Consider the following 12,993-nt stretch of genomic DNA (forward strand, 5'->3'; position numbering starts at 1 on the left):
ATGGAAGCAAAACATGTTACGGTAAAGTAGAGGTCGAGTGAGAAGCTCGCCTCTTTTTGTTTGAAATTAGTTGAGTTAGGGGATATTAAGTAAATCCTCTGCTTAAACGTGTAGAACAACAGGAGAGTGAGATGGTGTGAAAAACGTATCAAGTGTATTTTGGATTGTGATTGCGATCACATTTGTTGCCGTCATATGGGGAGCTTTTTCTCCAGAAACACTGCAAAATGTCACAGATCAAATTCAAACATACATTACAAATGACTTTGGCTGGTATTACTTGTTAGTGGTGTCACTACTCGTCGGCTTTTGTCTATTCTTTATTTTTAGCCCAATCGGTAAGATTACGCTAGGAAAACCTGGGGAAGAGCCTGAATTCGGCTTATTTTCTTGGTTTGCGATGCTATTTAGTGCCGGTATGGGAATTGGTCTTGTTTTTTACGGAGCAGCTGAACCGATCAGCCACTATGCCATCCAGTCACCAACGGGTGATACTGAAACGGCGCAGGCATTCCGAGATTCCCTTCGATATACTTTTTTCCATTGGGGGCTTCATGCATGGGCTATTTATGCCATTGTTGCACTTTGTATTGCTTACTTTAAATTTAGAAAAGATGCACCTGGCTTAATCAGTGCAACGTTGCAGCCGGTTTTAGGAAATAAAACGAATGGATGGATCGGAAAAACCATCGATTGTATTGCGGTATTTGCAACTGTAGTTGGTGTTGCGACAAGCCTAGGATTAGGCGCGGCACAAATAAACGGTGGGTTGAATTACCTGTTTCACATTCCGAATGCTTTTAGCACACAATTGATCATTATCATGATTGTGACGGTGCTTTTCCTTGCATCTGCTCTAAGCGGGATTGGAAAAGGCATTAAATATTTAAGTAATATCAACATGGTATTAGCAGCTGTTCTGATGTTTTTCTTACTTTTGGTAGGTCCAACTGTTTTTATCTTAAATTCATTTACTGACTCAATTGGGCAATACTTATCCAACATCGTTCAAATGAGCTTCCGTCTATCTCCAAATGATCCTGAGAAGAGAGAATGGATTAATGGATGGACAATCTTTTATTGGGCATGGTGGATTTCTTGGGCACCATTTGTCGGAATCTTTATCGCAAGGGTGTCACGCGGACGAACGATTCGAGAATTTTTAGTAGGTGTCTTAGTGGCTCCTTCTATCCTAGTATTCCTATGGTTCTCGATTTTCGGTGTATCTGCGATGGATTTACAGCAAAAGAATATTGTCGATGTTGCGGGTCTATCAACAGAAACAATGCTCTTCGGTGTACTAAATGAATATCCGCTGGCGATGATCACATCGATTCTAGCACTTATTTTAATCGCTATATTCTTTATTACATCGGCTGATTCAGCTACATTTGTGCTTGGAATGCAGACAACCTATGGATCATTGAACCCTTCTGGCAGTGTCAAAGTTAGCTGGGGTATCATCCAATCTTCTGTTGCTGCCGTACTTTTATTTTCAGGGGGACTTGAAGCCCTGCAAAATACAGCCAAGCTCGCAGCCTTGCCGTTCTCCGTTGTCATTATTTTGATGATTGTCTCACTGTACAAGTCATTGAATGATGAACGAAGAGCCATCAAGCAAGCCAATAAAGTCAGTAAACCACGAAGTCCAAGAGTAAAAAAAGCATAATCTCAAGCGAAAAAGCCGTTCCTCATAAGAACGGCTTTCAGATTGTTGACAAAGGGCTAAAATGATGTTTATTTTAGCCCTTTGTCTTCTTTTCAGCGTGATAGAAAACCTTTGCAGTCTAGGAAGGACGAGCACCGGAACGGAGCGAATTTAACATTCGGGAGTACCGACGCGCAGGACTGACACCGAATGCGAGGGTTTGTCTACACGCTGAAAGCCGTTCCTCATAAGAACGGCTTTTTTCTATATAGACAATTTAAGATTGTTGCAAGCAGGAGGATTCCTGTAAAATAATAATGAAATCATTTCTACAATGGAGGTTTATATGACGCTGCCTACATTCAAGTACAACCCAGATCCAGTTTCGTTAAACGTGATCAAAAAAGAGCCTACGACATGTCCTGTTTGTGAAAAAGATAGAGAATATGTGTATCATGGTCCATTTTATTCTGTTGAAGATGTGAAAGGAATTTGCCCTTGGTGCATTAAAGATGGTTCAGCCGCTAAAAAATACGATGGCACCTTTCAAGACGATGCAAGCTGTGATGACGTTGAGCAAGAGGAATATATAGATGAACTGATCTTTAGAACGCCAGGTTATCGCGGCTGGCAGCAGGAATATTGGTTAAGCCATTGCGGAGATTTTTGCGCGATCGTCCAGTATGTCGGTTGGAAAGAGATAGAACATTTAGAGGAAGAGCTCACAGAAGATATCGAAGACATTTGCAGCGGCGGGAGATTAACGAAAGAAAACCTAAAACAATGGCTCGTCAACGGCGGAGATCTGCAAGGCTATCTCTTTCAATGTGTTCACTGCAACAAGCATCGTTTATATATTGACGCTAGTTAAACAAAGTAAAAGGACCCTTCAAATAGGTCCTATTTTTTATATAAAATGAGGGCAGAAAAACAGTAGAGCTGTTCTCCTCCTTGCTCACAGATCACTGCTACATTGTACTTGATGTCAATGATTTGGTCGTCATCCATTCCTTTTAAAAAAAGATTGATTTCGCTCTGCAAATCTTTTTCGTGCTCTTCATCAAATACAGCTACCTTTAGCACATATGCCACTCTCCCTTCTCTCGCTACTCTATCTTTATGCACATGAGGGCGGGCATATGAACAAAAAAAGCCTTTCATCTATGAGATGAAAGGACTTCTGTTTACAGCTTCGGTTTTGTTTCTCCTGTCCAAGCAAGCATTCCGCCAACGACATTGGTCGCTTGATAGCCTTGGTCTTCTAGGAAATAGCAGACATTTTCACTACGTTTACCAGAGCGGCAAATAATATAATACTCCTGCGTTTGATCGAATGCATCCAGTTTCTCAGGGATATCTCCCATTCGGATGTGGACAGCTTCTGGAATCATTCCTTCTGCTACTTCCTCGTCCTCACGCACATCAACAAGCTGAATGGCTTCTTCTTGCTCTAGCTTTTGTTTTAATTCTTCTATTGAGATTTCTTTTACTGACACGACGCTCATCTCTCCTTTTAATCACAGTGACACCATTATAGCAAATGAACTCCATTACTGTGTATTCACCCGCTTCGATTGCAGGAAAGACAGCAGGCGTTTCTTTACTTCGGCTGTCTGCTGCTCACTTTCAAACTCTACTTTTTTGAATACTTGATAGGCGAGCCACATATGACCATAGGCGAGTATACTCACACTAAAGAACGGCACGATTCCCGGCAAATAAGCAAAGAGAACAAACAGCAGAGCCGAGAAAACGAGCATACAGAGTGTATATTGCAAATATGAGATACCAAGCAAAAGAGAGAATTTCAGATAGAGACGTTTTTTCCAATCATAATGAGCCAGCAGCGGAAAAATATAAAACAAGCTCACAACAAAGAGAAATCCAAAGATATAAATGGCAAAACGAAGCACATGCAAAAACCAGCTCGTTGGATAAATATACGCAAGGTCTACATATATAATCGTTCCTATGATCAATAGCGCCAATCCAATCAAGTTAGAGCGTACAAACTCCTCACGGTACACCTTCCAAAAAGTCCGGAAAACGCTCACTTGCTCATGCCCTTGTATCCACTTTCTCATCACCGAAAATAACGCAGTGGTCGCAGGCATCAATCCAAAGATCCCAAGTCCCAGCATGGTGAACAGCAACCATAGCATATTTGTATAGGCGAGTCGCATCACCCACTCACACATTCGAAGCATTCTGCTCATTGAACCATCATGATCCATCTCTTTCCCCTCCTCTCTTTTTTATGACACCGTCTCTTTCTGAAGCAACTCTTCTATGTCAATTGGGCGCTTCTCTGCAACAGACCGCCACATGCCTTCCCCAAGTGCAATTGAATAAGCACCAGCCTCTGCCCCTGCTGATATGTCATAGTGAATTAAAGGATCTTTCCCGATAAATAAATCGGCCAAAAGCAGAGGATCTCCGCCGCCATGTCCTCCTGGCTGCTTCACAACTTCAATCGTCTCTTTTGCTCCAAACATCGGATAATAAGAAATCGTCTGTTCTGGGAATTGAAAAGGAATTCTTGATGGCACATGAAACTCATTTGTTTCAATACGCCCCTTCGTCCCATTTATAGCAAGCCGGTATCCTTCGTAGGGTGCTGAGAATTGAATCGAATAGCTGAAGAGAGCCCCTTGGTCATATACCACTGATGCCACATATGTATCCTCAATGTCAATTTCCTCATCAAAAATACAGGCGTCTGGGCGATAATTGGTGTATTGCTGCGTTTGCTCCTGACCGGATTCGATATGATCGTCCTCGACATTTGAGCGTACTACCCTCGGATTCCACCTTGCTTCATAATGACATGTATCCTTCACATGACATGTTCCGCAATACCTGTTTTCTTCCCCCTGCAAAGGATTCCAAGGACTTTTATCTCCGTAATAGTTCAGCGCCCCGTAGGCAAATACTTGCTTCGGCTTTTGATTGATCCACCAATTGACCAAATCAAAATGATGCGTCGATTTATGAATGGATAGTCCGCCAGAGAATTGCCGCGTGCGGTTCCACCTTTTGAAATAACTAGCGCCATGATACGTATCAATGAGCCAGCTCAGTTCAACAGATGTGACCCTACCAATCTTTCCTTCTAAAATGAGTTCTTTGATCTTTCGATGAAATGGATTGTAGCGATAATTGAAAGTGACTGTGACCTTTCCTTTACTTTCCTTTTCTTTTTCCATTACTTTTTTGGCGTCTTTTGCTGTTGTGACCATTGGCTTTTCAGTGATGACATCGAGATCATGGTCAAGTGCTTGCAAAATATAGGTGACATGTGTGTCATCCCTGCCTGCCACAATGACGATATCTGGCTTTGCTTCCTTCACCATTTGGTCAAATGCCTCTTCATGAAAAAACGAGACGCCCCGCAGTGATGGAAAACGCTCCTGACAAAGGGTATACCGATGATGATCTATATCTAAAAGCCCTGTAATCCTGTAATGCTCATTGAAATCCTCTGTGAGCGGTTTAATAAACATATTGAACGCACGATGACTGAGTCCGCAAACCACGACCCGTTTCACAGGCCCCACCCCTTTTTCTATCGATTTTCACGAAGCTGTTTCATGAGAGACAGCGCCTCTTTAGACTTGTCTGCATACACGGGAATAAAAGCGACCATATCTCGATGTAATCGAAAGGTATAGCCGTTTAGCTTTTTCGTGCCTTTACTAACTTGAACCGCATAATCGACCGTTTTACCTGTCCTTTGATCCTCGATCGTATATGGCCCTGCCGCTTGATCATCAATACCCATCTCTTCAAGCAGCTGAAAGCTTTCAGGATCATCATATGTTCGAAACATTTCTTCAGGGACAAGCATGATGTCCCCCTCTTTTGAAGTAATTTCAACAAGAAGCTTTTCAGGAATCGCCGGGCAGATGTGGACGCTATACGTTTCTTGTTCCGTTTGAAAAGCCTTCTCGACTAATTGATCCTTCATCCCCTTTGACATGTCAGAAAAAATCAGAACATCGATACCGTTTGTTTTCCCATGACAGGCTGACAAACAAAAGGCAGCGATAAAGCTGAGGAGCCATGCTGTAGCCCTTTTTTGCCTCTTCATGCCTTTTGAAAAACAGGCAGCTTCTCTAGCTCAGTTAACGCCATAATAAAAGCGCCTGCCCCGTGCAAATCATTTGTGCTTCTTTCTCTACCGACGTAGTAATCATAAAATCCAGCGGATGTTCCGATACATATATCATTGATGGTAAGATCACCGTTTTCTGTCACAGCCGTCTTATGCTGAATTAAGCCTTGGTAAGCTTTCACCACATGATCTGTGTAGCGGGGGCTGACATACCCTTCGTTCATGGCTTTTGCCATGGCGTACATGAATAAACACGATCCAGAGCTTTCAAGCCAATTGTCGCTATGAGTACCTTTATCAATGATTTGATGCCAGAGACCTGTGTCTTGATCCTGGTACCTAGCTACACTCTCCAGCATGTCTGTCAGCGTTTCCTTCCACATCTTTCGCCCTTCATGCTGCTCTGGCAGATCCTCGATCATATCTGCTAATGCAAGGACATACCAGCCAAATGACCTTGCCCAAAACTCGGGAGAACAGCCTGTCTTTTGATCAGCCCATGGCATCACTTTTCGTTCGTCCCACGCGTGATAATACAGACCTGTTTTTTCATCTTTTGTATGCTTTCTCATAAGATGCTCTTGCTGGATCACCATATCCACCAGTTCCTCTTCATCTTTCAGCTTTGCATACTTTAAGGCAAAAGGTCCGCCCATGTAGAGACCATCCAGCCACATTTGATAAGCATAATTGTCTTTATGCCAAAATCCGCCCTCAGATGTGCGATTCAATGTGCGATAAAGCCCGCGGAGCTTCTCCGCTGCCAGCACATACCGCTTCTCTCCTGTTCGTTCATAAAGAGGGAATAAAATGAGCCCAGCTTGGATCGCATCAAGCTCATCTCTTCGAAATAACAGGTTTCCATACTCATCAATGAGCGAATCTGCGTAGCTTTTCACATAATTGAAATACGTCTCGTTCCCCGTTGACTCATATAGCTTCATCACACCGCAAAGAAAAACGCCTTGATGATAATGCCATCTTCCAGCTGGAGGTAGCTCGATTGGTGTATGCGCTTTCATAATTGTTTGTGCTAATTTCTCTGCATGCTCAAGTGGTGATCCCTTTTTAGTCGATAATGTCATTCTTTTTCATCTCCCTTTTTAGTAAATACCTTCTTCCCCAAATTTCTTCGCTAAACGGTTCGCCAGCATAACCAAAATGAGTCCAACGGCTGCTTTAAATAGACCAACAGCGGTACTATAGCTGAATTGCCCTTGCTTAAGACCAGCTGTATAAACGTACGTATCAAAGATTTCTGCTACTTCCCGGTTCGTTGCATTGAGTAATAAATAGACATGCTCAAAGCCAAGCTCTAATGTGTCACCTATTTTCAAAATAAGCAGAACGACAATCACACTTTTAATGGCAGGAAGCGTAATGTGCCACATTTGTCTCAGTCTGCCGGCTCCATCCATTTTCGCTGCTTCATATAGCTGCGGATCTACCGCTGTAATCGCCGCAAGGTAAATGATCGTCGACCAGCCTGCTTCCCGCCAAATCACTTGTAAAATGTACATCGGTCTAAACCATTCCTGACTAAGAAGGAAGTTAATCTTTTCCCCTCCAAAGAAAGCAATCAATTCATTGATTAACCCACCATCTACTGTTAACAAAACAAAGGATAAGGACACGACAATCACCCATGACATGAAGTGAGGAATGTATATCATCGTCTGCACAAATTTCTTAAACAATGCCAATCTGACCTCGTTTAAAAGCAGGGCCAATAAGATCGGAATTGGAAAGAAAATCACGACATTCATGGCAAATAAAATCAGTGTATTTTTTAATAAGATGAAAAATGTTGGTTCTGTAAACAATCGAATAAAGTGTTTGAAGCCAACCCACTCACTGCCAAGAATACCGAGAAACGGCTGGTAATCTTGAAAGGCAATGATCAGCCCCCACATCGGCACATATTTAAAGACAAGAAAATAAATGAGCCCTGGCAAAATCATGACATACAAAAACTTTTGACTAAGCATTTGATTAAGTAAGCGCTTTCTTCTTTCTTTTTTCAAAGCTGCCGCAGGCACACCCTTGGCAGTGACATCCTCTGTTTTCATAGATAAAGCCTCCCCTCATGCTGGTGCATGTGTTAACTGTATCTTAAGGATGAAAAATCCGTCTACAATCATATCATCAGATCATATTTGCTTAGGGGAAGCTACTCAAAACGTTACATAAAACATGAGAAAATGATCCTAATCTCAGAAAATGATTATTGACAAACCTACCAAATTTTTGGATTAATAAATAAAGAGGAAAAGATTGTTCCGTTTGAAATGGGGGGTTTTATGAAAAGAAGGCAATATAAATTTTATTACAAGCTCGTCACGTTTTTTTTCATGCTTAGTACGATTCCTGTCATCATTGTCGGTATTTTTTCTTATCAGCATTCACAAAAAACAGCACTCGAAAATATCTCAAATGAAAAGCTGGACAGCGTTAAACAAACGCAATCCAATATTGAGCATATTTTAAAGACAGTTGATCACTCTCTCACTCACTATGTCAGTTCGCCGCCTCTCCTTCAAACACTGGCAGAACCTTTAAATCCAGACCAATTCCAGCTTTATAATCAAGTACAGCAGGAACTGAACTACCTGCAAACCTTTGACACCGATCTTTCCAATATTACGCTCGTCAGTAAAATGGAAGACTGGTACATGAACAATTCGGGGCTTTATCATGTCACAAGCGGGGACCAAGAGAAAGCGCTCACCTCTTACCTCAATATTCCGAGTCATTCCAGCTGGGCACTTGAAGAGAATAATCCACTTGTTGCGACAAAGGAAGGTAAGGCCTCCTTTTGCAAATACAATGTGAACTTAATCAAACAACTCCCTATGAACAGTGTCCAGAAAAAAGGGATCGCTGTCGCCAGCATTCCGAGCTGCACGATTGCTGACAATATGCCTGACTTCTCTCAATCTGACAGTATGTTTGTCATTGATACTAACGGAAAAGTGCTGTTACATAACCGCAAAGAACAAATTGGTGAATCCTTGAAAAATCAAGAGTTCGTCAAGCATGTCCTATCGCGTGAAAAACGATCAGGTCAATTTAACATGAAGATCGAGGAACTAAACTATCAAATTACGTTTCAAAAATCAGACTATAACGAATGGACGTACCTATCCTTTGTTTCCATACCAGAACTCAAGGCACAAACGAAATCAATTGGGTGGATCACCTTTATTATCTGCTTTATTTTGTTAGCGCTTTCATTGCTATTTTCATGGTTTGGGTCCAGACATTTTTATAAACCAATCCGCTTGTTATACGAGTCCTTTGCACGCAATGAATCCTTTTTGCAAAAGCAGCCTTTTCAAAATGAATTTGAGTTGATTGAGTCGAGTATTAAACAAATGAAGGATCAAAACAATGATTTAGAGGAACGTATTGAGCAGCAAGTCACGCACCTCCAGCAATACTTTATGGTGCGGCTATTGCTCGGAAAGCTGACAGAAGAAGAAATTAACAACCGGTTCCAAAGTTTAGGATTCCCTCAGGGCTGGTCTCACTTATCCATGCTTGTGACCCAAATCGATACGCTAAAAGGGACACCTTATGAAAAAAAGGATGCTGACTTACTTTTATTTGCGATCAATGGACTAATTGAGCAGATTATTCCGCAAGAGGAGCACCTTCAGCCAACAGTTGTCAATCAGCATCAAACGACGATTATCCTAAATCACTCAAAGTCAGATGAAGAGTTTACTGAATATTTAAACCAATTAGCGGAAACGACTCAGCTACGTATCGAGGAAGAGCTTGGTTTATCGATCAGCATCGGAATCAGCCGTCAGTTTCAGGAGCTCACGATGGCAAAACAGGCTTACATTGAAGGAAAAGAGGCCTTAAAATACAGACTCAAAGCAGAGAAAAAGTCCATTATCTTATATGAACATATCCAGCAAGGAAAAACGTTTAAAACTCATTTTCCAAAGCAGCTTCAACATGATTTATTTGATGCGATGAAAGCAGGTGACCAAGGCAAGGCAGATCACTATTTACATGTGCTTCTGCAATCCATTTTCTCTAAAAATGCAGGACCGCACGAGTACCATATCGCCCTCGCCCGTTTTTTAAACAATTTGATTGAGTTGATGCATTTGCTTGGCATTGAATTATTTGAGGTCGAAGACAATAAAATGCTGTATGATACGATTTTTGAATTTAAAACGTTTGAAGATACCGAAGCATGGCTGAAACATGAGATCATTCGGCCGATAATTGACCAGCTAGGTGCACGCGAGGAATCACAATACAAAAACATCTCAGAAAAGATCATCCATATCATTCATCAAGAATTCGACTCAGATCTCACATTGGATGAAATCGCCACACGCCTGCATTACAACCCAAATTATTTAAGCAGTATCTTTAGAAAGGAAATGGATATCTCCTTTAGTGAATATCTCTCATCCTACAGACACCATGTCGCCAAAAACTGGCTCGTGGAGACCGATATGTCCGTCAAAGAAATTTCGGAAAAACTGAAATATAAAAACCCGCAAAACTTCATCCGTTCCTTCAAAAAACTAGAAGGCACGACCCCTGGCAAATACCGCGACCAGAAAAAAGGCATATAAGACAAAAAGTCCCGCTCTCATAGGAGGAAGCGGGACTTTTTTATTTAAATTGTTCATTTAAAATGCTGTCTTCTAGCACTGAAAGCGGCTCTCCGTACACACGTTCAATATGAGCTGCTCCCCAATCACATAGCGCATTCAGAATTCTTTCGAGCGACTGACCGTATTCACTTAATTCATATTCCACTTTAGGCGGTACTTGCTCATACACAATCCGGTTAATCACCCCATCACTTTCAAGCTCTCTCAGCTGCTGCGTGAGCATTTTTTGTGTGATGTTTGGCATGAGTCTCTTCAATTCACTTGTGCGTTTTTTTCCATGTGTTAAATGACATAAAATCACGCACTTCCACTTCCCGCCAATGACCTCAAGGGTCGCTTCCACGGAGATATTATATTTTTTCTTTTCCATTAAATCCTCACTCCTCATTATACGAACAGGCACTTTTTAGTACCTATATTACAAAAAAGTACGTACTTTTTTTTTCGTCATCCATGTTAGATAATAACTCTTGCCGATCGGCTTCGTCTATCAAAATGTCATCTCAGAAGGATGTGAAATGATTCATGAAGAAAAAACAAAACCAATTTGCCCTTCTCGCACTAGCTATTAGTGCTTTTGCTATAGGAACCACTGAGTTTATTAGTGTCGGTCTTTTGCCGATGATTTCAGAGGACTTTGGAGTGAGCGTCAGCCAGGCGGGCTGGACCGTCTCTTTATATGCACTTGGTGTGACATTCGGCGCCCCTATTTTGACTTCTCTGACTTCAGCGATGAAAAGAAAAACATTGCTTTTGCTCATTATGCTCGTCTTTTTGATTGGAAATACACTCGCCACGATGGCTCCGACCTTTTCAGTACTATTAATCGGACGGGTCATTTCAGCCTTATCCCATGGAATCTTTATGTCCATCGGCTCTACGATCGCTGCAAGCCTTGTAGTGAAAGAAAAACGGGCAAGCGCAATTGCCTTTATGTTCACTGGTTTAACAGTAGCGACTGTGACGGGCGTGCCTTTTGGGACATTTCTTGGTCATGAGCTCGGCTGGCGGACATCATTTGGTGTGATTGTCATTATTGGTCTGATCGCACTAATATCTAACTATTTTCTTGTTCCATCTCAATTAAAGCAAGGCGTGAAAACATCATTTAAGGATCAAGCTGTTTTATTAAAAACAAAAAGAATCTTGCTTCTATTTGTCATTACAGCAACAGGATACGGAGGAACCTTTGTCGTCTTTACGTATTTATCCCCTCTCTTACAGCATGTGACAGGTCTTGCGCCTGGGGCGGTGGCATTGATCCTGCTTTTATACGGGATCACGATCGCAGCTGGAAATGTCATTGGCGGAAAGGCTGCAAATGAGAAGCCAATGAAAGCACTCATTTACATGTTTATCATCCAAAGCATCATTTTGTTTATCCTTAGCTTGGCTGCTGGGTTTACGGTGCTAGGCATCGCAACCGTCATGCTGATGGGACTGTTTGCTTTCATGAATGTCCCAGGGCTTCAAGTAGCTGTCGTTGATTTTGCAGAAAGATACACACCAGGAGCAGTCGACGTCGCTTCCGCTATGAATATCGCTGCCTTTAATGCTGGTATCGCCATCGGCTCATTTTTAGGCGGCATCGTGACAGATACTCTTGGGCTTGTGCATACAGGCTGGGTCGGCGGTATCATGGTCCTCATCGCAGCGATTCTCACGATGATTAGTTTTCGAATGGAACAACAAGAACAAAATCAAACCATCTAAGGAGTGTTCAATATGAATCATTTACAAAGTACAAAAACATTAAACAATGGAGTCCACATGCCAGGATTTGGTCTCGGTGTATTCAAGGTGGAAGATGGTGCAGAATTAATAGACGCCGTCAAAACAGCCATTCAAATAGGCTATCGCAGTATTGATACAGCGGCTATTTATGGCAATGAGGAAGGGGTTGGACGAGGCATACAACTTGGTCTTGCAGAAACAGGACTGCGCCGCGAAGACCTCTTTGTGACATCAAAAGTGTGGAATGCCGATTTAGGATATGAATCCACTCTACAAGCATATGAGGAAAGCTTGAAAAAACTTCAGCTTGACTACTTGGATCTATATTTAATTCATTGGCCGGTTGAAGGAAAATATAAAGACGCTTGGCGTGCGCTGGAAACCTTGTATCGTGAAGGAAAGGTTAGAGCCATTGGTGTGAGCAACTTCCAGCCGCATCATCTAGACGACCTATTAAAAGATGCAGACATCATACCAGCCATCAATCAAGTCGAGTTTCACCCAAAACTGACGCAGGAAGCACTCTATACGTATTTGAACACACATGGCATTCAAATGGAAGCTTGGTCACCGCTCATGCAGGGGGAACTGCTTCATCATCCGGTGATCAAAGAACTCTCGGACACATACGGCAAAACACCTGCTCAAATTATTTTGCGCTGGGATGTGCAAAAAGGCGTCATCACCATTCCAAAATCAACGAAAGCGCATCGTTTAAAAGAAAATGCAGACATATTTGATTTTGTCTTATCTGATGAGGATATGAAACGTCTTTCTGACTTAAATGAAAACAAACGGATCGGTCCAGACCCAGACAACTTTGACTTTTAATAGAAACACCCCCGCTCTTTAAC

The 12,993-nt window shown here is 42.0% G+C and carries 13 protein-coding genes; 5 read left to right on the forward strand and 8 right to left on the reverse strand.

The features are described from left to right. Positions 1-136 precede the first annotated feature (136 nt). The gene (gene opuD, locus CKW02_RS13855; protein WP_003217541.1) at positions 137-1,669 is read left to right on the forward strand and encodes a glycine betaine transporter OpuD; all 1,533 of its coding nucleotides are present in this window, start codon (positions 137-139) and stop codon (positions 1,667-1,669) included. A gap of 325 nt (positions 1,670-1,994) precedes the next feature. Beyond that, positions 1,995-2,519, forward strand: a complete 525-nt coding sequence (locus CKW02_RS13865) for a CbrC family protein (protein ID WP_003217725.1) — start codon at positions 1,995-1,997, stop codon at positions 2,517-2,519. Between the two features lie 29 nt (positions 2,520-2,548). On the opposite strand, the gene CKW02_RS13870 is transcribed toward CKW02_RS13865, so the two are convergent. The 7 genes from CKW02_RS13870 to CKW02_RS13900 form a co-directional block, all read right to left on the reverse strand. Then, positions 2,549-2,731 (reverse strand): sporulation protein Cse60, encoded by a 183-nt coding sequence (locus CKW02_RS13870; protein ID WP_003217582.1) that lies wholly within the window; start codon positions 2,729-2,731, stop codon positions 2,549-2,551. A 101-nt stretch (positions 2,732-2,832) separates the two neighbouring features. Continuing rightward, a complete protein-coding gene (locus CKW02_RS13875) occupies positions 2,833-3,144 on the reverse strand; it encodes a rhodanese-like domain-containing protein (protein WP_003217560.1) in 312 nt (103 codons plus the stop codon). Positions 3,145-3,198: 54 nt separating this feature from the next. Then, positions 3,199-3,882, reverse strand: coding sequence for a YesL family protein (locus CKW02_RS13880; protein WP_003217552.1), 684 nt, complete (start codon positions 3,880-3,882; stop codon positions 3,199-3,201). Positions 3,883-3,903: 21 nt separating this feature from the next. After that, the gene (locus CKW02_RS13885; RefSeq protein WP_095117856.1) at positions 3,904-5,196 is read right to left on the reverse strand and encodes a Gfo/Idh/MocA family protein; all 1,293 of its coding nucleotides are present in this window, start codon (positions 5,194-5,196) and stop codon (positions 3,904-3,906) included. A gap of 17 nt (positions 5,197-5,213) precedes the next feature. Next, positions 5,214-5,738: a hypothetical protein gene (locus CKW02_RS13890; RefSeq protein WP_003217651.1), complete on the reverse strand. Its 525-nt coding sequence runs from the start codon at positions 5,736-5,738 to the stop codon at positions 5,214-5,216. Beyond that, positions 5,735-6,847, reverse strand: a complete 1,113-nt coding sequence (locus tag CKW02_RS13895) for a glycoside hydrolase family 88/105 protein (protein ID WP_003217717.1) — start codon at positions 6,845-6,847, stop codon at positions 5,735-5,737. The genes CKW02_RS13890 and CKW02_RS13895 overlap by 4 nt, the downstream gene beginning before the upstream one ends. An 18-nt stretch (positions 6,848-6,865) precedes the next feature. Continuing rightward, positions 6,866-7,831: an ABC transporter permease gene (locus CKW02_RS13900; RefSeq protein ID WP_003217645.1), complete on the reverse strand. Its 966-nt coding sequence runs from the start codon at positions 7,829-7,831 to the stop codon at positions 6,866-6,868. A gap of 231 nt (positions 7,832-8,062) precedes the next feature. On the opposite strand from CKW02_RS13900, the gene CKW02_RS13905 reads away from it, so the two are divergent. Next, the gene (locus tag CKW02_RS13905) at positions 8,063-10,363 is read left to right on the forward strand and encodes a helix-turn-helix domain-containing protein (RefSeq protein ID WP_095117858.1); all 2,301 of its coding nucleotides are present in this window, start codon (positions 8,063-8,065) and stop codon (positions 10,361-10,363) included. Positions 10,364-10,403: 40 nt separating this feature from the next. On the opposite strand, the gene CKW02_RS13910 is transcribed toward CKW02_RS13905, so the two are convergent. Continuing rightward, complete coding sequence (locus CKW02_RS13910) at positions 10,404-10,775, reverse strand: winged helix-turn-helix transcriptional regulator (protein WP_003217763.1); 372 nt, start codon at positions 10,773-10,775, stop codon at positions 10,404-10,406. 155 nt (positions 10,776-10,930) lie between these two features. On the opposite strand from CKW02_RS13910, the gene CKW02_RS13915 reads away from it, so the two are divergent. Then, positions 10,931-12,118, forward strand: coding sequence for an MFS transporter (locus CKW02_RS13915; protein WP_003217671.1), 1,188 nt, complete (start codon positions 10,931-10,933; stop codon positions 12,116-12,118). A gap of 12 nt (positions 12,119-12,130) precedes the next feature. Next, the gene (locus tag CKW02_RS13920; protein ID WP_003217542.1) at positions 12,131-12,970 is read left to right on the forward strand and encodes an aldo/keto reductase; all 840 of its coding nucleotides are present in this window, start codon (positions 12,131-12,133) and stop codon (positions 12,968-12,970) included. The last annotated feature ends 23 nt before the right edge of the window (positions 12,971-12,993 follow it).

The sequence above is a fragment of the Bacillus pumilus genome, from assembly GCF_900186955.1.
In the GTDB taxonomy this organism is placed as follows: Bacteria; Bacillota; Bacilli; order Bacillales; family Bacillaceae; genus Bacillus; species Bacillus pumilus.